Annotated in this window: 18 protein-coding genes; 10 read left to right on the top strand and 8 right to left on the bottom strand. The window is 70.1% G+C overall.

Features of this window, described 5'->3' with window-relative positions:
- Both MIC448_RS13675 and MIC448_RS13670 read right to left on the bottom strand, forming a co-directional pair.
- The coding region (locus tag MIC448_RS13675) for a DEAD/DEAH box helicase (protein WP_036300786.1) at nt 1–3,410 on the bottom strand (3,410 nt) is incomplete at its 3' end.
- Between the two features lie 62 nt (nt 3,411–3,472).
- A complete protein-coding gene (locus MIC448_RS13670; protein WP_051513935.1) occupies nt 3,473–4,165 on the bottom strand; it encodes an alpha/beta hydrolase in 693 nt (230 codons plus the stop codon).
- Between the two features lie 167 nt (nt 4,166–4,332).
- Between MIC448_RS13670 and MIC448_RS13665 the strand changes: the two genes are divergently transcribed.
- From MIC448_RS13665 to MIC448_RS13655, 3 genes are all read left to right on the top strand, one after another.
- Complete coding sequence (locus MIC448_RS13665; RefSeq protein ID WP_036300783.1) at nt 4,333–4,998, top strand: NUDIX hydrolase family protein; 666 nt, start codon at nt 4,333–4,335, stop codon at nt 4,996–4,998.
- A gap of 16 nt (nt 4,999–5,014) precedes the next feature.
- Nucleotides 5,015–5,866 carry a helix-turn-helix domain-containing protein gene (locus MIC448_RS13660; RefSeq protein ID WP_036300781.1) on the top strand — a complete coding sequence of 284 codons (852 nt, stop codon included), beginning with the start codon at nt 5,015–5,017 and terminating at the stop codon, nt 5,864–5,866.
- A gap of 294 nt (nt 5,867–6,160) precedes the next feature.
- Nucleotides 6,161–7,480, top strand: a complete 1,320-nt coding sequence (locus MIC448_RS13655; protein ID WP_051513933.1) for a hypothetical protein — start codon at nt 6,161–6,163, stop codon at nt 7,478–7,480.
- A gap of 40 nt (nt 7,481–7,520) precedes the next feature.
- On the opposite strand, the gene MIC448_RS13650 is transcribed toward MIC448_RS13655, so the two are convergent.
- Together MIC448_RS13650 and MIC448_RS13645 are read right to left on the bottom strand one after the other, a co-directional pair.
- Nucleotides 7,521–8,591: a low specificity L-threonine aldolase gene (locus MIC448_RS13650; RefSeq protein WP_036300779.1), complete on the bottom strand. Its 1,071-nt coding sequence runs from the start codon at nt 8,589–8,591 to the stop codon at nt 7,521–7,523.
- 41 nt (nt 8,592–8,632) lie between these two features.
- Nucleotides 8,633–10,024, bottom strand: a complete 1,392-nt coding sequence (locus tag MIC448_RS13645) for a DUF6421 family protein (RefSeq protein WP_051513931.1) — start codon at nt 10,022–10,024, stop codon at nt 8,633–8,635.
- A gap of 149 nt (nt 10,025–10,173) precedes the next feature.
- Here MIC448_RS13645 and MIC448_RS13640 point away from each other — a divergent pair, with 149 nt between their 5' ends.
- The 5 genes from MIC448_RS13640 to MIC448_RS13620 all read left to right on the top strand — a co-directional run bounded on the left by MIC448_RS13640 (nt 10,174) and on the right by MIC448_RS13620 (nt 14,952).
- Nucleotides 10,174–10,620: an Lrp/AsnC family transcriptional regulator gene (locus MIC448_RS13640; protein WP_036300794.1), complete on the top strand. Its 447-nt coding sequence runs from the start codon at nt 10,174–10,176 to the stop codon at nt 10,618–10,620.
- Nucleotides 10,621–10,698: 78 nt separating this feature from the next.
- Complete coding sequence (locus MIC448_RS13635) at nt 10,699–11,940, top strand: sensor histidine kinase (protein ID WP_036300776.1); 1,242 nt, start codon at nt 10,699–10,701, stop codon at nt 11,938–11,940.
- A complete protein-coding gene (locus tag MIC448_RS13630) occupies nt 11,937–12,599 on the top strand; it encodes a response regulator transcription factor (RefSeq protein ID WP_036300774.1) in 663 nt (220 codons plus the stop codon). Before MIC448_RS13635 ends, MIC448_RS13630 begins: the two co-directional genes overlap by 4 nt.
- Before the next feature lie 110 nt (nt 12,600–12,709).
- On the top strand, nt 12,710–13,540 hold the full coding sequence (locus MIC448_RS13625; protein ID WP_081766425.1) for an ABC transporter ATP-binding protein: 831 nt from the start codon (nt 12,710–12,712) through the stop codon (nt 13,538–13,540).
- Nucleotides 13,537–14,952, top strand: a complete 1,416-nt coding sequence (locus tag MIC448_RS13620; RefSeq protein ID WP_051513928.1) for an FtsX-like permease family protein — start codon at nt 13,537–13,539, stop codon at nt 14,950–14,952. The genes MIC448_RS13625 and MIC448_RS13620 overlap by 4 nt, the downstream gene beginning before the upstream one ends.
- A gap of 30 nt (nt 14,953–14,982) precedes the next feature.
- Here MIC448_RS13620 and MIC448_RS13615 read toward each other — a convergent pair whose 3' ends face one another.
- A complete protein-coding gene (locus MIC448_RS13615; protein ID WP_036300772.1) occupies nt 14,983–15,504 on the bottom strand; it encodes a hypothetical protein in 522 nt (173 codons plus the stop codon).
- A 216-nt stretch (nt 15,505–15,720) separates the two neighbouring features.
- On the opposite strand from MIC448_RS13615, the gene MIC448_RS13610 reads away from it, so the two are divergent.
- The gene (locus MIC448_RS13610) at nt 15,721–17,289 is read left to right on the top strand and encodes a bifunctional phosphatase PAP2/diacylglycerol kinase family protein (protein WP_243420038.1); all 1,569 of its coding nucleotides are present in this window, start codon (nt 15,721–15,723) and stop codon (nt 17,287–17,289) included.
- A gap of 17 nt (nt 17,290–17,306) precedes the next feature.
- Here MIC448_RS13610 and MIC448_RS13605 read toward each other — a convergent pair whose 3' ends face one another.
- From MIC448_RS13605 to MIC448_RS13595, 3 genes are all read right to left on the bottom strand, one after another.
- Nucleotides 17,307–17,795, bottom strand: coding sequence for a SprT-like domain-containing protein (locus tag MIC448_RS13605; protein WP_036300770.1), 489 nt, complete (start codon nt 17,793–17,795; stop codon nt 17,307–17,309).
- Nucleotides 17,796–17,864: 69 nt separating this feature from the next.
- Nucleotides 17,865–18,392 (bottom strand): hypothetical protein, encoded by a 528-nt coding sequence (locus tag MIC448_RS13600; RefSeq protein WP_036300767.1) that lies wholly within the window; start codon nt 18,390–18,392, stop codon nt 17,865–17,867.
- Between the two features lie 104 nt (nt 18,393–18,496).
- Nucleotides 18,497–19,381, bottom strand: coding sequence for a spermidine synthase (locus MIC448_RS13595; RefSeq protein ID WP_036300764.1), 885 nt, complete (start codon nt 19,379–19,381; stop codon nt 18,497–18,499).
- Between the two features lie 136 nt (nt 19,382–19,517).
- Here MIC448_RS13595 and MIC448_RS13590 point away from each other — a divergent pair, with 136 nt between their 5' ends.
- Entirely contained in the window at nt 19,518–20,294 is a 777-nt protein-coding gene (locus tag MIC448_RS13590) for a 5-oxoprolinase subunit PxpA (protein ID WP_036300762.1), read from the top strand.
- The last annotated feature ends 3 nt before the right edge of the window (nt 20,295–20,297 follow it).

Below are 20,297 nucleotides of genomic sequence, written 5' to 3'. Positions count from 1 at the left end.
ATCCCGAGCCGTTCGGCGAGCGCATCCACGGTGAACGGGGCGTGCGTGCGTGCGTACCGAGCGACGAGATCGCCGAGCGGGTCCTCGGTCGGCTCGAGGAACGCCAGCGGGATTCCGACGGGCAACGCCGCACCGAGCGCGTCGCGTAGGCGACCGGCGTCCTCGATCGCGGCGACGCGGTGCGTGCCGCCGATCGTGATGGGGATCGCGCGCCGGGCGTCGACGAGTGCGGTCAGGAGAGCGGATGCCTCCGCCGCCGTCGCGTCGGGCAGCGCCGGTGCCGCATCCTCCGCGGGTGCATCCGCATCGGGGTCGGCGGGATCCGCCCGCAGTGCGCGCACGACCGAGCCGTCGACATCGGCCGGGATGAGGCGCGCGGCGACCTCGGCGGCGTCCAGGGGCCCGAGCATCCGCAGCAGATCCGCGACGCCCTCGATGCCGTTCACGCGGCGGGTGGGATCGAGTCGCTGCGCCTCGCGCTCGAATTGCGCGATGACGTCGGGGTCGAGCAGCTCGCGCATCTCGATCCGACCGAGCAGCTCCGAGAGCAGGGCGGGATCGACCGACAGCGCGGCAGCGCGGCGTTCGGCGAGAGGCGAGTCGCCCTCGTACATGAACGCTCCGACATATCCGAACAGCAGGTCGCGTGCGAACGGCGAGGGCTGGGTCGTCGTCGTCTCGATCAGGCGGATGCGGCGCTCGGCGATCCCACGCGCGAGCCTAAGGAGCGCGGGCAGGTCGTAGACGTCCTGCAGGACCTCTCTCAGCGTCTCGAGGATGATCGGGAACGTCGGGTGCCGCCGCGCGACCTCGAGCAGCTGCGCCGATCGCTGGCGCTGCTGCCAGAGAGGGCTGCGCTTGTTCGGGTTGACGCGCGGCATCAGCAACGCGCGGGCCGCGCACTCACGGAATCGTGAGGCGAAGAGGGCAGAACCGCCGACCTCGTCCGTGACGATCTGTTCGAGTTCGTCGGCCTCGAAGACGAAGAGCTCCGCACCCGGCGGCTCGGCCGCGGCATCCGGAACCCGCGCGATGATGCCGTCGTCGCTCGCGACGGCGGATCCCTCGACGCCGAGGCGTTCGCGGATGCGCGCGTTGACGGCGAGTGCCCAGGGCGCGTGAACACTCATGCCGTACGGGGAATGCAGGATGATGCGCCAGTCGCCCACCTCGTCGCGCCCGCGCTCGACCGTGAAGGTTGTGTCGGTCGGGAGCGTGCCGGTCGCCTCGCGCTGCTCCGCGAGGTAGGCCAGCAGGTTGTCGCTCGCGCGCTCGTCGAGACCCCCGTCGCGGAGCCGCTCGCGGGCCGCGTCGGGTGTCGCCTCGGACAGGTCTTTTGAGAACTTTCCGAGCGCCTCGCCGAGTTCGGCGGGGCGTCCCAGCCCATCACCATGCCAGAACGGCAGCTTGCCCGGCTGCCCGAAGGCCGGCACGACATTGACCCGATCGTGAGTGATCTCGACGATCCGCCAGCTCGTCGTGCCAAGGGTGAAGACGTCGTTGACGCGCGACTCGTAGACCATCTCTTCGTCGAGCTCGCCGACGCGACCGCCCCGTGATTCACCCGCGACGAAGACGCCGAACAGACCGCGGTCCGGGATCGTCCCGCCGCTCGTCACCGCGAGGCGCTGAGCGCCGGGGCGCCCCGTCAGTGTGCCGGCGTCGCGGTCCCAAACCACGCGAGGCCGGAGTTCGGCGAACTCGTCCGAGGGGTAGCGGCCGGCTAACAGGTCGAGTGTGGCCTCGTAGGCCGATCGCGGCAGCGTGCGGAACGGGGCGCTCTTGCGCACCGACTCGTACCAGTCCTCGACGTTGATCGCCCCGAGCGCGCACGCCGCGACGGTTTGCTGCGCCAGGATGTCGAGCGGATTCTGCGGCACCGAGATCGACTCGATGCGTCCGGCCAGCATCCGCTCGGTGACGATCGCCGTGTGCAGGACGTCGGCGCGGTGCTTGGGGAACAGGAACGCGCGGCTGACCTCGCCGACCTGATGCCCGGCGCGCCCGATCCGCTGCAGCCCGCTCGCGGCCGATGGCGGCGACTCGACCTGGATGACGAGGTCGACCGCGCCCATGTCGATACCGAGCTCGAGGCTGCTGGTCGCGACGACGCACCGCAGACGACCGGCCTTCAGCTCTTCTTCGACCTGAGCGCGCTGCTCCTTCGACACCGAACCGTGGTGCGCGCGGGCGAGCACCGGATCGGCGCCGGCGGTCGAGCCCGCCTGAGCCATCACGGCTGCGGGCACGGCGGGGTCGGGGAGTTCGAGCCCGAGCCTCTCGGCGTAGATCTCGTTGAGCCGACCGGTCAGGCGCTCGGCCAGTCGGCGGGAGTTCGAGAAGACGATGGTCGAGCGGTTCTCGAGGATGCGGTCGACGATCGCCTCTTCGACGTGCGGCCAGACCGACCCCGTCATCTCGGTCGCTTCGGGGCGCAGGCGGCTGTCGGCGTTGTACCAGTCCGGTCCGTCGCCGTCGCCGTCGCCGGCATCGCCGCCGTTGCCGGTGTCGTCGGTGCCACGGCTGTCCGGATCCCGGGCGTTGGCGGAACCCGAACCATCCGTTCCGCCATCCGGACCGCCCGACCCACTCCCACCCGAGCCCGGCGCGCCCGAACCGGGCGGGGGTGGGGGATTGAGCATGTCGTCGATCGGCACGGTCACGCGCAGATCGAAGGTCTTCGATGCGGGGGGCGCCACGATGTCGACGGGCGCCGCGCCGCCGAGGAACCGAGCGACCTCGTCGATCGGGCGGACGGTCGCCGACAGCCCGATGCGCTGCGCCGGATGCTCGAGCATGGCGTCGAGTCGCTCGAGGCTGACCGCCAGGTGCGCTCCGCGTTTGGTGGCCGCGACGGCGTGAACCTCGTCGACGATGACAGTGTGCACGCCCCGCAGCGTCTCGCCCGCCTGGCTCGTGAGCATCAGGTAGAGCGATTCGGGGGTGGTGATCAGGATGTCGGGCGGATCCTGCACCAGTCGTCGCCGCTCGTTCGACGGCGTATCGCCCGAGCGCACGCCGACCGTGACGTCGGGCAGAGCGATGCCCAGCCGACGTGCCGACTGGGCGATGCCCACGAGCGGCGAACGCAGGTTGCGCTCCACGTCGACGCCCAGCGCCTTCAGCGGAGAGATGTAGAGGATGCCCGTGGTCGGCTGCGGGGCATCCGCCCGTTTTCTCCGCCCGCCCGCGCGGGGCTCCGCCTCGAGTGGCTTCTCGCGGAAGACCCGGTCGATCGCCCAGAGGAAGGCGGACAGGGTCTTGCCCGAGCCGGTCGGCGCGACGACGAGCGCGTGCCGCCCGGCAGAGATCGCATCCCACGCGCCGACCTGCGCGGGAGTGGGCTCGAGGAAGGCGCCACGAAACCAGTCCTGCGTGGCAGGACCGAATTTCGCCCAGACATCGGCCATCTGTCCATCTTCGTCCCCCGCACCGACATCGGCTCGGGTCTTGCGCTGGCCGCGGGGGAGGGTCAGGTCGAGAGCTGCTTCAGGCGCGCCTCGAGAAAGGCCGTCACGTCGTCCAGCTCGGTCTGCGAGACGCTGTGCGTCAGGCCGGGGTAGACCGATCCGCTGAGCGTGCTGTGCTCGGGTAGCCAGGCGGTCGTCTGCGCGATGAGCGGTTCGGGGATGACGTCGTCATGTGTTCCGCGGCCCCAGAACACCGGGGGCTTGGTGGCGGCGAGTACCTCGTCGCCGGGAAGCGCTCCGCTGCTGGCGTAGCCGCTGAGGGTGACCGCGAAGGCGAACCGTTCCGGCTGCAGTCGCAGCGCCTGCAGGGCTATGGCCGCGCCCTGGGAGAACCCGAGAAGGCCGATCGATCTCGCCCCGGCCGCGTGCTCGTCGAGCCAGGCGCAGAGTCGCTCGGCCGCCCGCGTGACGGTCGCGGAGTCTCGGCCGTTCAGGCCGTCGAGGGGGTACCACGAGTACCCGGGAGCCGGCCACGGCGGGGTCAGGGGAGCGCGGGGTGCCGCGAAGACGAAGGCGGGCGGCAGATGCGGCACCAGACCGAACAGGTCGCGTTCATCCGAGCCGTAGCCGTGCAGCAGCACCAGCAGCGGACGCCCGGCCGGAGCATCCGACCAGAGCGCCGCATCGGCATCGAGGTGCGGCGGATCGAGCGGAGGCGTGGTGGACGGCTCGGGCGACGGCGACTCGGGCGACATGCCCCCATCCTCGCAAACCCCGCCGACACCACGAGAGCGGACATCTCGGAGGAACGTAGTGACCCACGGGACTGAAGGGGCGCCGCAGGTGTCACATCCGACACATCCGTCCCACCGTTCCTCTCGCATGTACGGGGTCGCGCGGACGGCTGAGGTATACAAGAGACATGCCGGTGCGCACACCTGACCCCGATCCCTCCGAAGACGACGGCCCCGAGGGGCCCGATCGGCTGAGCGGCATGGGAGCGTCGTTCGGACGCTCGAGCGATCCGCGCGACGACGGTTCGTTCGGATCGCCGACGACGGGAAGCGCGGCGAATCCCGGCTGGCTGAGCGAGGTCGAGCTCGCCGAGGCACGGCGCCGGCTGCCGATGCTCTATGTCGAGGCCGTGCCCGTGCGGACGGATGGCGTGGGCTCCGTGACCGAGGTTGGCATCCTGCTGCGCGCCACACCGGTCGGCGAGATCACCCGTTCGCTCGTCAGTGGCCGTGTACGGCATGGCGAGACGGTGCGGGACGCGCTTTTCCGCCACCTCGAGAACGACCTCGGCCCGATGGCCTTCCCCCTGCTGCCTCCTCAGGTGACGCCCTTCACGGTCGCCGAGTACCTGCCGATACCCGGTGTCACCGCGTTCCACGATGATCGTCAGCACGCGGTGTCGCTCGCCTTCGTCGTGCCCGTGACCGGGACGTGCGAGCCCCGCCAGGATGCGCTCGAGGTCACGTGGATGTCGCCAGAAGAGGCCGCGTCCGACGCGCTCGCCGCCGAGATGGAAGGCGGTCGCGGCACGCTCGTCCGCCTGGCGCTGGCGAGCGTCGGCGCCCTGCGCTGAGTCGGGCGCACAGCGGATGCCTGCAAGTCCCCTCCTCGTCGAGTTCGCGATCGCCCTGCCCATCGCGCTCGCTTTCGCCTACGCGGTCGCGTGGGTCGTTCGTCGGCTGTTCGGTCGTCGACTGCGCCTGGGCCTGACGACGATGGCCGTGATTTCGCTGCTCGGCATCAGCGTCGGGCTCCTCCTGGCGGGTCTGCTCTTCTACGGTCAGTACCTGTGGATGCCGACGACCCTCCTGCTCGCCTTCGGGTCGAGCATCGGGCTCACGTTCGTCGCGGCGTCGGTTGCCGCGTTCATCCGCCCGAACTACGGCGACGTCGATGTGGCGGCTCTGCTCGTTGCGGGCGAATCCGACCACGTGGAGTTCAAAGAGACCGCACGATGGAACGTCCGCGAGCACAAGAAGGACCCGCGGATGGAGCTCGCGATCGCGAAGACCGTCGCCGCCTTCTTGAACAGCAATGGCGGGGTTCTCGTGATCGGTGCGAGCGATGACGGTGTCGTGCGGGGCCTGGAACGGGACCTTTCGACCCTTCGCACACCCGACCACGACCGGTTCGAGCTCTGGCTGCGCGACCTGCTCTCGACTCTCGTGGGGCGCAACGCCGCTGCGCTGCCGCACATCCAGTTCGCGGCGCTCGCGGATGCGGGCACGGTGTGCGCCCTCAACTGCCCGCCGTCGCCGAAGCCGGTCTTCTTGACCGCGCCACGCGACGGGGGACCCTCCACCGACCTGTGGGTGCGCGTCGGCAACTCCACCCGCGCGCTGGGTGTGGACGAAGCGGTCGAGTATGTCTCACGCCATTGGCGACCGACACTCGCGTCGCTCGTGACGGGCCGTCCGGCCGGGCCTACTTCCGGGCGCTGACACGCGGCAGGGGCGGCCTCAGAACAAGGCTGTGAATGACGTCGCCTGCGCGATAGCTCGTAGCGGTATTGTTCGTCGTGATCGGGCGGCACCCGCTACGCAACACCCGATCGTCGTGATCCGTCCGCGGGCGACGACGTACCCCGCACCTCTCCCGCGCAACCCGGCGCGGCGCGGCGTGGGCCGCGTCCTCGCGCGGACGGGAACGCGCGTGCGTGGCGGGAAGATCGGCGACGTTGCCTCCGGATTGTCTGGAGAACAGACCGTCGCGGAGCAGAGAGACGGGGACGCGACATGACCACGCAGAACACGGGCAACGAGCAGCCGGATGCGGCGGCGTCGGCCTTTGACGAGCTGATCGGCGGAGCGGGCGACGCGGGCGATTCCCTCTCGTTCACGACGGCTTTCCGGGGTTACGAGAAGCACGAGGTCGATGCGGCGGTGGCGACCCTGTCGTCCCGTCTGCAGGAACGCGGTGATCGCGTCTCGGCGCTCGAGGCGCGCATCCGGCGCGGAGAGAAGGCCGCGACGACCCGCAGCCGTGAGCTGACGCAGGCCCGGCAGTCGATCGAGAAGCTTGAGGCCGACCTGCGCGAGGCACAGACGAGGGCCGCGGATGTCGAGCAGCAGGTGCAGGCGCTGACCGAAGAGCTCGTCGGTGCGACATCCGAAGCATCCGAGGGTCGTCAGCAGTTCGAAGAGATCCTGCGCGTCGCCGAGGGGCAGGCGAGCGTGCTCATCAAGAACGCGACCGTGCAGACCGAGCGCCTGCTCGAGTCGGCGCGCGAAGAGATTCGGACGCGCAGGCGTGAAGCGGAGGCGGATGCCGAGGCGATCCGTTCGCAGGCGGAGAGCGACGCCCAGCAGGCGCGCCTGCGCATCGAGACCGAGCTGACCGCGCACGAGGCGATGCTCGAGCGCGAGCGTGCACACGCCGCCGAGAAGGTTTCGCAGGCCGAGCAGGAGGCCGCCGCGATCCGCACCGAGGCGGAGAAGGGTGCCGCCGCGTTGCGGGCGCTCGTCTCGCGCGAGACGGCTCAGGACCGCGCGGATGCCGAGGCCGCCGTCCGCGAGATGCGGGCACGCGTGCTCGAGTTCGAGGAATCGCTGACGCGGCGCCAGGATGACGCGCAGCAGGAGTTCCTCGTACTGCACAACCAGGCCGTCGCCCATGCCGAGCGCATCACGCAGGACGCGAACGAGCAGGTCGCCGCATCGCTGGAGCACGCGAAGCGCATCTCGGCCAAGGCGGAGGACTACGAGCGCCTCGCGCGCGCCCAGGCCGCGCAGATCGAGGCCGACGCCAATGTGCGCGCGAACGAACAGCTCGATCGGGCGCGCGACAAGGCGCAGCGCATCATCGATCTGGTCACGACCCACTCGACCGGGGTCATGCGCGACGCCGAGGACCGTACGCGCCAGCTCCGCTGGCAGCAGCACGAGATGTCGAGCTTCATGGCCGGGGTGAAGGAGCTCATCCGCGGCGAGGTGCCGCTGGACGACGAGGATGAGGACAAGGCCGACGAATCGGCCGAAGAGGGTCAGGATGCCTCGACCCCGACCGCTTCGCCCGTGAAACACCCCTCGCGCGACGAAACACCCCCCGAGGAGTGATGTCTCGTCGCGAAATAGGTGTTTCGGTTGTTTAGACGCCCTAGACCGCGCTCGTGACCCGCGCAATGTCGGCAACGAAAGCGTCGATGTCGTCCTCGTGCGTGTCGAATGAGCACACCCAGCGCACCTCGCTGAGCGAAGCGTCCCAATCGTAGAAGCGCACCCGCTCACGTAGCTGGTCGGAGACCCCGGCGGGCAGCGTCGCGAAGATGCCGTTTGCCTGCGTCGGCTGGCTGAACGCCACACCCCGGATCGAACCATCCGCGATGCCCGCCTCGATGCCCGCGCGCAGTCGCGCCGCCATCGCGTTGGCGTGCGCGGCGTTCCGCAGCCACAGATCGCCCTCGTACAGGGCGATGAGCTGGGCCGACACGAAGCGCATCTTCGACGCGAGCTGCATGTTGAGCTTGCGCAAGAATTTCAGCCCCTCGGATGCCTCGGGATCGAGCACGACGATCGCCTCCGCGAGCATCGCCCCGTTCTTCGTGCCGCCGAGGCTCAGCACGTCGACGCCCGCGTCGCGCGTGAAGGCACGCAGCGGCAGATCGAGTGACGCGGCGGCATTCGACAGGCGGGCACCGTCCATGTGCAGACGCATGCCGAGGCCGTGCGCATGGTCGGCGAGCGCGCGGACCTCATCCGGTGTGTACACGGTGCCGAGCTCGGTCGACTGCGTGATCGAGACGACGAGCGGCTGGGCGCGGTGCTCGTCGCCCCAGCCCCAGGCCTCGCGATCCACGAGTTCGGGCGTGAGCTTTCCGTCCTCGGTCGGCACGGTCAGCAGCTTGATTCCGGCGACCCGCTCGGGCGCCCCACCCTCGTCGACGTTGATGTGTGCGCTCGCAGCTGCAACAACCGCGCCCCACCGCGGCAGCATCGACTGCAGCCCGACGACGTTCGCTCCCGTGCCGTTGAAGACGGGGAACGCCTCTGCGCCCGCGCCGAACTGGTCGACCATGACATCGTTCAGGCGTGCGGTGTACGCATCTTCGCCGTATGCGACCTCGTGCCCCTCGTTCGCGGTCGCGATCGCCGCGAGCACTTCGGGATGGATGCCGGAGTAGTTGTCAGAGGCGAAGCCGCGCACGGCGGCGTCGTGGAGTCGGGTCACGCTCTCAGCCTAGATCGGGGGATGCGGGCGCCAGGCCGCGCTCAGGCATCGCCGCGGATGCCGGTCGTGGACGCGATAACCGGTGCCATCTTGCGGTCGAGGGCTTCGTAGAACATCGACAGGGGGAACTCGTCGTCCATGACCGCATCCGTGAAGCCCTTCGGCGCACCGATCAGGATGTCGCGCGGCAGCCCCGCGGCCCAGGTCGAGCCCGGGTGGGGTTCCAGCACGCCGCGGATCAGCTCGTATGCCGCCAGCCAGTGGGCGGTCTTCGGGCGATCGATCGAGCGCCAGTAGAGCTCGTCGATCGCGTCTCCGAGGGCAACAACGGCCGCGGGAACGCCGTCCCAATCGAAGCTCAGCGAGGTGTCGGTCCAGTGCAGCACCCCGCGCTGGTGCAGCCAGGCGAACAGCAGCTGGCCGCCGAGCCCGTCGTAGTTGCGCACCCGCGACCCCGTGATCGCGAAGCGGAAGATGCGGTCGAAGATCACCGCGTACTGCACGAGACGCGCGTGATCGAGCGTCTCGGCGTCGTTCGAGCCCGCCTCGGTCAGGCGCTTCTCGATCGCGACGCATTCCCGGAACGCGGTCAGGTCGCACCGCAACTCTTCGAGCGAGTAGAGGAAATACGGCATCCGTTGCTTGATCATGAACGGGTCGAACGGCAGGTCGCCGCGCATGTGGGTGCGGTCGTGGATCAGGTCCCACATCACAAAGGTCCGCTCGGCGAGGGCCTGGTCGTCGAGCAGACGTGCGGCCGCTTCGGGCAGGTCGAGGCGCGTGATCTCGGCGGCGGCACGGACGACGCGGCGGTACCGGGCGGCCTCGCGGTCCTGGAAGATCGCGCCCCACGTGAAGGTCGGGATCTCACGCACGGCGACCGTTTCGGGAAAGAGTACGGCCGAGTTGGTGTCGTACCCGGGCGTGAAATCGATCAGGCGCAGCGAGACGAACAATCGGTTCGTGTAGTCGCTCGCCTCGAGCTCGGCGATGAACTCGGGCCAGATCGCCTCGACGATCACGGCCTCGACGAACCGGTTGCTCGACCCGTTCTGCGTGTACATCGGAAAGACGACGAGGTGCCGCATCCCATCGACTCGATTTTGCTGCGGCTGGAACGCGACGAGCGAGTCGAGGAAGTCGGGAACCCCGAAGCCGCCGTTCGCCCAGCGTTCGAAGTCGATGACGGATGCCTCGAGGTACGCCGCATCGTGGGGGAAGAGCGGGGCGAGCTCGCGGATCCCGCGCACGATCGTGCCGATGAGCCCCGCAGCCTCGGCGTGATGCGCGGGATCGGGGACCGAGCCATCCTGCGCCTGCAGCGCCTGCAGGTCGATCGCGGCGTCGCGGAGCGAGATCCAGGCGAGGCTCGTCTCAACGTCGCCCACAGAGCCCGCAGCGGTGTCGCTGTCCAGGGTCGTGTCGATCGTCATGTCCGTCTCCGTTCCGTGCTGCGCTCCGCGCTGGCATCATTTCGAGAATTGTAGGAACGTGTGTGGCCACACTGCTTGCCGACAGGAAAAATTCCGGTTGATATGCTCACTGCATGGAAGATCAGGATGCGCCGCGTCACCCAACGGCTCTGGACGACCCGGTCGATCTGTCGATCGTGCGCGAGATCTCGCGAGACGCCCGCGCCACCCTCGCGCAGCTCGCGGTTGCCGTCGGACTGTCGGTTTCGGCCGTGCAGGCGCGGATGCGGCGACTCGAGACCCGGGGTGTCATCGCCGGGTATCGCGCCATCGTGGACGTCGAGGCCGTCGGCAAGCCCCTGGCCGCGTTCATCGAGATCACCCCGCTCGATCCCGCGCAGCCCGACGATGCCCCCGAGCTGCTCGAACACATCACCGAGATCGAGTCGTGTCACTCCATAGCGGGCAACGCGGCGTACATGCTCTTCGTTCGGGTCGCGTCACCGCGCGCACTCGAGACGCTGATCCGGCGCATCCGGGGCGTCGCGTCCGTGAGTACGCGCACGACGGTCGTTCTGCAGACGTTCTACGAGAACCGGCCGATCCTGCCCGGGTAGGCCGCCGCGGAAACTGCACGCGCGAGATACATCCTCAGACGGATGCCGCGGCTCGCGCGCTCCCGTAGCGTGAAAAGCGTGTTCCGCCCCCTCAAGCCGTACCAACTCGCCGTCGACGTGTCCGTCGCGATCGTGGTGGTCCTCGTCGCGCTGGTTCTTGACCTCGTGTCCGGACTGATGCTGATCGGTGGCTCGTCGACCGGGCTGTTGCCTGTCCTGTGCATCGCTTTCGTCCTCGTCGCGGCGCTCTCGCTGCGGCGTGCGTCGCCAGGACTGGCGCTCGTGGCCGTGTGGGTCGCGGCGCTGCTCCAGATGGCGCTCGGGCTGCCGCCGCTGTTCGTGGATGTCGTGATCTTCGGCGTCCTCTACGCGACCGCCGCCTACGGCTCGCGCCTGGTGATGTGGCTGGGTTTCGCATCCGGATTAGTGGGCGCTGCGCTGATCTCGATCTACCTGATCGTTCCGCCGCTCGTCCGCGGCGGATGGAACCTCACGGACGTGTTCGGTCAGTACTTCGTGGCGGGTTTGGCCGCGTGGGTCGCCGCGACATTCGCGTTGCTGCTCGCGTGGACGGTCGGTGCACTCGTGCGCACCGCCCTGCGTGCACGGGCCAATCGCGAGGCGCAGATGCGCGCGCAGGATGAGGCGTTCGCGGAGCAGCAGCGCACCACGATCGCGCGCGACATGCACGACGTCGTCGCCCACTCGCTCGCGGTCGTCATCGCTCAGGCCGATGGCGCGCGATACGCGGCGGCGACGGATCCGGAGGCCGCGACATCCGCTCTCGGCACGATCTCGACGACCGCGCGGGCGGCCCTCGCCGATGTGCGCCTGCTGCTGACGCGGCTGCGACACAGCCAGGCGGAGGGCCCGCAGCCGACCCTTGCGGACCTCGAGGCGCTGTATGCCCAGGTGCGCGCGGCCGGTGTTGCCCTGCGCGTCGACGTGGACCCCGTGCCCCGCACCGAGCCGCCGGCCGCCGCGCAGCTCGCGGTGTATCGGATCCTGCAGGAGGCACTCACCAATGCCCTTCGGCACGGCGATGGCGGCGCGGTGTCCGTTTCGCTTGCCTGGCGGGCGGAGCGCGTCGATCTCGCGGTCCGCAACCCCATTCGCCTGGCACAAATGGCGGCTGATGCGCGCCCCAACCCGCAATATGTGCCAGGTGAGGATGCCTCCGGCTCCGGTCACGGCCTGATCGGGATGCGTGAGCGCGCTCACCTCGCCGGGGGCACACTCACGGCCGGTGCCGCGTCCGGCGAGTTCGTCGTTGCCGCATCCCTTCCGCTCGCCGCGGCGCTGGCGGGAGAGCTCGCGTGATTCGTGTTGCGCTGGTCGACGATCAGGTCCTTTTCCGCGCGGGTATCCGGATGCTGGTGGACTCGCAGCCCGACCTCGAGGTCGTCGCCGAGGCATCCGATGGTCGCGAGGCTGTTCGGGTCGTCCGCGAAACCCGCCCCGACGTCGTGCTGATGGACATTCGGATGCCCGTGCTCGACGGCATCGGCGCGACGGCCGAGATCCTGGCGGACCCCGCTGACGCAGAACCCGCCTACACCAGCGGACCACCCCGCGTCGTCATGCTCACGACCTTCGACCTCGACGAGGCGGCCGCTCGAGCCATCCGGGGCGGGGCCAGCGGGTTTCTGCTCAAGGACGCCGACCCCGAGTTCTTGCTCGCCACGATCCGCACCGTGCACGCGGGGTCGGCCGTGATCGCCGCAACCGCCACTCGCGAGCTTTTCGCCCACTTCGCGCAGGCGCCCCGCCCCGCCCCGCCCGCCTACGGCGACCTGACCGAGCGTGAGCGCGAGATCTTCGCGCTCGCGGCGCGTGGTCTCAGTAACGCCGAGATCGCGGGGCGGGAGTTTCTGTCCGAGGCCACGGTCAAGACGCACATCAGCCGCATCCTCGCGAAGCTCGGGCTGCGCGACCGTGTGCAGCTCGTGGTCTTCGCGTTCGAGCACGGGCTCGCCTGAGGCAATCCCGCCCCGGTATCGGGGACGACACGAACGTCATCCTTCAGACGGATGCGGCGGCTACCTCCGGAGGACGCGGCCGCCCGGGTGCCATCCATAACGTCGAAGACATGCAGATTTCCACAACCGAACTCGGGCTCGCCGCCCGCGTGCACAACCTGTCCAAGTCCTACGGTTCCGGCGAGGGGATGGTGCGGGCGCTCGACGATGTCACCGTCGGCATCCGACGCGGGGAGTTCACCGCGATCATGGGTCCGTCCGGCTCGGGCAAGTCCACGCTCATGCACGTCATGGCGGGGCTCGACGCCCCGACCTCGGGACGTGCGTGGATCGGCGACTCCGAGATCACGGGCGCCACCGACCTCGACCTGACGATCCTGCGTCGACGCCGCGTCGGTTTCGTGTTCCAGGCATTCAACCTCGTGCCGACCCTCGACGCGATCGGCAACATCATGTTGCCCTTCGATCTGGACGGGCGCCGGCCGAGCGCCCTCGAACGCGCCCGCGTCGACGGACTGGTCGAGACCCTCGGGCTCGGGGCTCGCCTGCGGCACCGTCCGCATCAGCTGAGCGGCGGACAGCAGCAGCGCGTCGCGATCGCCCGTGCGCTGGCCACGGCGCCCGACCTCGTGTTCGCGGACGAGCCGACCGGCAACCTCGATTCGCGCTCGGGGCGCGAGGTGCTGACACTGCTCGCCGAGGCCGCCCGCGAGCACGGCCAGAGCATCGCGATGGTCACACACGACCCGGTCGCGGCGAGCCACGCCGACCGCGTGCTGTTCCTCGGCGACGGACGCATCGTCGCCGACCGATCGCGACAGAGCGCCGAGCAGATCTCGGCGTACATGCTCGCGACCGAGCGTGATGAGGAGCAGCGCGCCGAGGAGCAGGGCGCCGCGGAGGCACAGGGCTCGTCGAAGCCTCAGGGGGTGCCCGCGTGACCCGCCTCGCCTGGCTCCGCGAACGCGGGATGGGCGCGAGCATCCTCGTCGCCGGTCTGTCCAGCGCGTTCGGGGTGGTGCTGATCGCGGCGACCGGATACATCAGCGCTTTCCTGTTCGCCGACCCCTTCATCGGGGGCAGCGAGACACTCGCCATCGTCGTGGGCATCCTGACGGTTCTCCTCGTCGGTGTCGCCGTCTACGTCGCCGCGATCGTGACCGCCAACACCTTCGCGACGATCGTCGCCGGTCGTGTGCGAAACATCGCGCTCATGCGGCTGATCGGCGCCTCGGGACGGTCGCAGCGCACGCAGGTAGCGCGACAAGGTCTCGTCGTGGGCGGGATCGGCGCGTTCCTGGGGCTGCTCGTCGGCACGGGCGTTGCGGCCGCAGGGGTGGCCATCGGCGATGCGCTGCTGGATGCCCCGACGGTTCCTTTCGCGCTGGTGCAGCCATCCCTCCTTTTGCCCGCCGCGATCGTCGCGCTCACGACGTGGGCGGCAGCCTGGTCGGGATCGCGGCGTGTGCTGTCGGTCACCCCGCTCGAAGCCCTCGGGGGCTCGGCGGAACGCGCGCACGAAGACTTGGCACGTCGCCCGGGACGAAACATCGCCGCGATCTCCCTCTTCGCCGTGGGCGGTGCGCTGCTCGCGCTCGGGATCGCGGCCGGGCTCGTCACGCCCCTCGGCGTCGTCATCGCCTTCGTCGGCGGGCTGCTCTCGTTCACCGGCCTCGCGCTCGGGGCCGCTCTCGTCATGCCTCCGGTCCTCCGGCTCGTCGGGCGGGTCTTCGGCTCATCCGCGACCGCGCGGCTCGCCGCAGAGAACGGGATGAGGCATCCGGAACGCTCGTCACGCATGGCGATCGGCGTGGTCATGGGGGTAACGCTCGTCACGATGTTCGCGGTCGCGATCGCGTCGACGAAGGCGGTGCTCACGACCACCGCGGGCGGCGAGCTACCCGAGTTCATGGCAACGCTGCTCGACACCTTCTCGATCGTCATGATGGCGCTCGTCGGCGTGTCCGCGGTCATCGCCGCCGTGGGACTCGTGAACCTGCTCACGATCGGCGTCGTGCAGCGGCGCCGCGAGCTCGGACTGCTACGCGCCCTCGGCCTCTCGAACGGGCAGGTGCGGCGGATGATCCTGCTCGAGGCCACCCACGTGACCGTCGCTGCCCTCGCGCTCGGGCTCGTGCTGGGCGTCGCCTACGGCTGGGCGGGTGCGCAGTCGCTGCTCGGGTCCGTGCCGGTCGTGCCGGGCGGGACCGCGGGCACCTTCGTGCTGCCGGAGCTGCCGCTCGTGCCGCTCGCGGTCGTCGTCGTGGCGACGGCCATCCTGACACTCGTCGCCGCGGTTGTGCCGACCCGACTTGCCACCCGGGTCGCGCCCGTCGAGGCGCTCGTCGAGTAAGCGTCCTCCGGCAGAGGGCTTCGCTGGGAGTCAGACGGAAGGCGCAGCCGCGTCCGTCGCGTCGAGATCATGCGCCCACGTCGGCGCGAGAGCCCGGATCCGCAGGGCACGCCACTGCCACGCCGCCCAGAGCCCGGGCCACAGCAGGGGGGCGCTGCGGCCGCCGATCGTGAGGCGCTCACGCCAGAAGGTTCGCGCGGGGTCGCCTGGTGCCGGTGAGACCGCGAGCTGGTGGTCCCAGACATCCAGCGAGGCGAGCGGTCCGGTGAGCGGGATGCCGCTGTCCCGGAAGATGCGCACCTGGCCCCGCGAGTCCTGCGTGATCCGGTCGCTCGCATGGATGAGCTGTCGGCCTATCGGGAGGATGCCGCCTATGGACATGTCCACCACCGCGTCGGTGCCCAGCTCCCAGCGCGTCGGCAGGCCGCCCGGCTCGGCGGATTCGAGGCGGACGAGCGATCCGTATAGCTCGGCCACGGCTCGGGGGGAGTTCAGGGCCCGCCACGCGGCATCCGCGTCGCAGTCGATCACGAGCTTGAGCAGGATGCGCATCTCCCCAGTGTCGCACCGGGGCTGGTGGCTAGGCGGTGCTGTCGGGGCGGCCTCGGCCGTATTTGCGTGAATCTGAAAGGAACGGTGCGGTCTGATGTGACTGGTGAGGCGATTCCAGGCCCCTCGCGGTCCGATATTCCTGTCAGATTTACGTCGGACCGGGGACTGCCGCCCCGAGGACTCCCGCCCTGCGGGCCCGGAGCGTAGCCTCGGGGGATGCGTTTCGGCACCCTGAGGCATCCGTTCATCGCCCACCGCCGGACGACCGTGATGCCGCGGTGGGTGCGCCGGGCAGATCGGTCTGCCAACCGTCGCGTGAATGCCCGGCACGATCGGCGCGCACTCGACAGCGGGTACCGCCGCCTCTCGCGCGCAGCCGACCACGGACGGCTCTGGTTCGTCCTCGCGGGCGTGCTCGTCGTCTCCGGACGCTCGCGGGCCGCGCTTCGGGGTGTCGCCTCACTGACGGTGGCGAGCATCATCGCCAACCTCATCGGCAAGAAGCTGTTCGGCGGCTCGCGGCCCCTCTTGAAGGACATTCCCGTCGGCCGACGTCTCGGCGCCTACCCGACGTCGGCGTCTTTCCCCTCGGGTCATTCCGCGAGCGCGGCGGCATTCGCCACCGGAGTCGCGGTCGAGGCACCGCTCGCCGGGGCCGTGGTGGCGCCCCTCGCTGCCGCGGTCGGGTATTCCCGCATGCACGTGGGCGCCCATTGGCTCTCGGATGTCGTCGGGGGCTTCGCGATCGGTGCGGGAGTGGCGCTCCTCGGACGCGCCCTCGTGCCGGCGCGCCCCTCGCCCGAGGGGCCGGCGCCGGAGCGGGGCGAGCGCATCGACCTCCCGTCGTCGCCAGACGGTGAGGGAGTGCTCATCTTCGTGAACCCCTCGTCGGGCGTGGAGGTCATCCGCACCGACCCCCGCAGCGAGATCGAGAAAGAGCTACCGAGCGCACGGCTGAGCGAGCTCGACCCCGAGGATCCGCCGTCCGCCGTCGTCGCTCGCGCCCTGGCGAGCGCATCCCCTCCGCGGGTTCTCGGAGTCTGTGGCGGGGATGGGACGGTCTCCGCACTCGCCGCGGTCGCGCGCGAGGCCGGTCTTCCTCTGCTGGTGCTGCCGGGCGGGACCTTCAACCATTTCGCCCGCGCCATCGGTGCTGACACGGTGGAACACGGCATCGAGGCTCTCCGCGACGGTCGCGGGATGCGCGTCGCCGTCGCGGAGCTGTCGACGGGCGAACCGCCCGTGACGGTTCTCAACGCCGGTTCGCTGGGCATCTATCCGGACTTCGTCGCGCGGCGCGAGGGTTACCGGGACCGGCTGGGTAAGTGGCTCGGCGGCGTCGTCGCGGCCTGGGGTGTGCTGCGTGAGGCCGAACCGATCGAGATCGAGCTCGACGGCGAGAGCATGCGCGTCTGGTCGGTTTTCGCGAGCGTCGGCCGCAACGACCCGCAGCGGGTCGCGACGATGCGCCGCTGGAGTGTCGACGACGACGTACTCGATGTCCGCGTGTTGCACGCCCGTGGGCCGCGGTACCGCGCGGTCGCCTCGCTCGCATTCGGCCGACGGACCGCCGCTGTCGCGCGGGCGCTGCACCTGATGCCGCGCTCGTCGGACATCGAGCGTCGGCTGGTGCCGGAGCTCACGCTGGCGGTCTTGCCCGTGGATGGTTCGATCCCGGTTTTCGTGCACGACGGCGAGCTCGAGACACGCCTCGACGAGGACGCCGACGGCCGGTACGAGATCAGCTTCCGGATGATCCCGAGCGACCTGCGCGTGTACGCCTGAGCGGCTGAGGTCCAGCCTCAGCGTTCCTGCATCGCCGCGAGGCGCTCGGCGCGTGAGATCTCGCGCTTCTCCCACCGGAACAGGAAGCGTTCATCGAATCGCGGCGCGCACTTCACACACGAGGCGGGTCGGGTCGGGCGTCGGTGCCGGTGCGCGAGGTGCCCCGCGGGACACACGCCGACCCACGGGGCGAGTTCGATCGCGGTCTCGCCGGCGTGCGTTGTGCCGCCCACGTAGCCGAGGTTCCGGGCGACCTGCTTCCACCGTGGCCCGTGGCCGGCGGCCGGACCCGCGATCGCGTGTGCGACCTCGTGCAGCAGGGTCTGGTGGTTCGTGTCGTCGTCATAGCGTGCGGACAGGTAGCGCGAAACGCTGATCCGCTTGCGCGTGTAGTCGCAGAGCCCTGCGCGGCGCTTGGCGTTGTCGAATCCGAACGACCACGAAGCATCCAGGTGGAGCGAGATGAGGGCGTCGGCCCAGGTGCGCACGCGTTGCAGATCGGACATGTCGAAAAACCTAAACCGTCCCTACGACATCGGCCGCGGAGGTTTGCGGGGCGCTCGTGAGAGGTGTCGTCAGCTCGCGACGGACGAGCGTGCGCGACGGCGGTCCGCGGCGTCGACGGCGAGCAGCGTCGCCTCGAGCTGCTCATCCGGGGCGCCGGACTCCTGACGGAGGAAGAGGGCACGCTTGAAGTCGCGACGCGCGGACTCGTAGTCGCCCGCGTCGTAGTGGACCTTGCCGCGGTGCTGGTACGAGAACGCCGCGATGGCAGACCAACCCTGGCCTTCTGCCTCGCCCGCGCACGTCGACAGTTCGTGCTCGGCAGCGGCGTACGCTCCGCGCCACTGCTGGACGGTGGCGTGCAGGATGCGGGCGCGCAGCAGATCCTTGCGCGTTCCGGCCATGCGGGCCACGCGCACGGACTCGTCCGAGATGACGTTCGCCTCTTCGAGACGGTCGAGCACCTTCAGCAGCCAGACGCGCTCGAGCAGGGCGGGAAGGCTCCGCTGGTCGCCGAGTTCCAGCAAGCGCTCGCGGCACTCGTTCATGTCTACGATCTCGCGCAGTGTTTCGGGGTCGTACCCGTGGATATAGCTCACCGTGACCTCCTCACCGCGTGTTTCGCTCCTCCAGTGTGCAACGCGGGGGCGCACAACCGGCCGAGCCGCGCCGGGCGCGCCGCTGCTCGCTTCGTGTTGTTTTCTCAGCGGTCGAACAGCGACGACGACGGGGCCGGAGAATCGGTGGCGTCGGCATCCGTCGTGACAGTGACGCCCGCGACGAACGCATCCAGCTCCGCACCCTCGGCGACCTTGGCGGGGTGCGGGCCGGCGGCCATCAGGCGCGGCAGCCAGGCCGTCGGAAGTTTGGCGGCGGATGCGGCGATCACCAGGTTGCCGAAGCGCCGACCTTTCAAGACCTGCACCTCGGCGAGCACGATGACGTTGGGCAGCACCTCGCGCACCGTCGCGACTTGGCGGCGGGCGTAGCGCAGGCCGGGTCCGTCGGCGATGTTGACCAGCAGCACGCCGTCGGGAGCGAGTACGGCCGCGGCCGCGCGGTAGAACTCGACCGAGGTCAGGTGGGCGGGGGTCTGCGCCCCCGCGAAGACGTCCGAGATGAGCAGGTCCACGGTGCCGACGAGTCCCGCGGGCAGGCGCCCGAGCACCGCGCGCGCGTCGCCGATTCGGACACGGATGGATGCGCCGCTCGGCCCCCCGCTCGGGAACGGCAGTTCGGCACGGACGAGGTCGACGAGGGTCGGCTCGATGTCGACGACCTGCTGGCGGGACCCGGGCCTCGTCCACGCGATGTAGCGGGGCAGGGTCAGCGCCCCGGCGCCGAGGTGCACGGCCGTGAGGGGTTGCCCCGGGAGCTTCAGCCTGTCGATGACGGCGCCCATGCGGGCGATGTATTCGAAGTGCAGGTGTGTCGGGTCGTCGAGATCGACATGGGATTGCGGGGTGCCCGCGACATCCAATTCCCACCCTGTCGTGTACGGCGAGGGCACGACGCGAGCGATCGAGCCGTCCGACAGGCGGGTCGAGGGAGCGGATGCCTCGTCGTCGCCGTCACGCTTTCTGCTCACTCGCCCACGCTATAGCCCGAGGGTGCCCCTTCTGGCGCGAGGGTGCCCGTTCGGGCACGCGAGGGTGCCCGTTCCAGGCGCGAAGGTGCCCGTTTGTGCATCCGACGAATCGCGACGCGCTGGTTATGGTGGTGCCGTGCACACCTCGACCGCGGACGCTGCATCCGTGGACCTCAACGCCGACCTCGGCGAGAGCGTCGACGGCGTGGCCACGGCGGATGACGAGGCGATGTTTGCCGTCATCTCGAGCGCGAGCGTCGCGACGGGTGGACACGCGGGGGATGCCTCGTCCATGCGCCTCGCGGTCGAACGGGCCGCGCGACACGGCGTGGCGGTCGGCGCGCACCCGTCGTTCCCGGATCGCGCCGGGTTCGGCCGCGCCGCGATGCGCCTCGCGCCCGCTGACCTGACCGCGGTGGTGTCGGCACAGCTCGGAGCCTTGGTCGGGGCCGGGGCAGACATCCGCTACGTCAAGCCGCACGGCGCGCTGTACCACGCGGCGGGAGCGGATCCCGATCAGGCGCGGGCGCTCGTGCGCGCGGTTCTCGATCTCTCCGATTCCGTTGGGCGAGCCGTGCCGGTGCTCGCGCTCGGCGATGCGCTGGCCGATGCATCCGCGGCCGCCGGCCTGCCCTTCGTTCGTGAGGCGTTCCTCGACCGCGGGTACATGTCCGACGGCACCCTGGTGCCGAGGGGGATGCCGGGGGACCTGCTCCACGACCCGGCCACCGTCGCCGAGCGCGCGGTGCGTCTCGTGCGCGACGGCGTTGTCGAGGCGATCGACGGCACGCTCGTCGTGGTTGCGGCGGCCTCGCTCTGCCTGCACGGCGACACCCCCGAGGCCGTGGCGATGGCCCGTGCGGTTCGCGCCGCTCTCGACACCGAGCGGATCGGCGTGCGTCCGCCATGGTGAGCG

Origin of the sequence: Microbacterium sp. C448, from assembly GCF_000582705.2 — a bacterium.
Taxonomy (GTDB): domain Bacteria; phylum Actinomycetota; class Actinomycetes; order Actinomycetales; family Microbacteriaceae; genus Microbacterium; species Microbacterium lacus_A.
Note: the sequence above shows the minus strand (reverse complement) of the source record. Positions and strands in the feature narration are given on the sequence as shown.

Coding starts and splice junctions, on each gene's coding strand:
- MIC448_RS13670 (WP_051513935.1), bottom strand. CDS start 4,165: ATGTCGCCCGAGTCGCCGTCGCCCGAGCCGTCCACCACGCCTCCGCTC.
- MIC448_RS13665 (WP_036300783.1), top strand. CDS start 4,333: ATGCCGGTGCGCACACCTGACCCCGATCCCTCCGAAGACGACGGCCCC.
- MIC448_RS13660 (WP_036300781.1), top strand. CDS start 5,015: ATGCCTGCAAGTCCCCTCCTCGTCGAGTTCGCGATCGCCCTGCCCATC.
- MIC448_RS13655 (WP_051513933.1), top strand. CDS start 6,161: ATGACCACGCAGAACACGGGCAACGAGCAGCCGGATGCGGCGGCGTCG.
- MIC448_RS13645 (WP_051513931.1), bottom strand. CDS start 10,024: ATGACGATCGACACGACCCTGGACAGCGACACCGCTGCGGGCTCTGTG.
- MIC448_RS13625 (WP_081766425.1), top strand. CDS start 12,710: ATGCAGATTTCCACAACCGAACTCGGGCTCGCCGCCCGCGTGCACAAC.
- MIC448_RS13615 (WP_036300772.1), bottom strand. CDS start 15,504: ATGCGCATCCTGCTCAAGCTCGTGATCGACTGCGACGCGGATGCCGCG.
- MIC448_RS13610 (WP_243420038.1), top strand. CDS start 15,721: ATGCGTTTCGGCACCCTGAGGCATCCGTTCATCGCCCACCGCCGGACG.
- MIC448_RS13605 (WP_036300770.1), bottom strand. CDS start 17,795: ATGTCCGATCTGCAACGCGTGCGCACCTGGGCCGACGCCCTCATCTCG.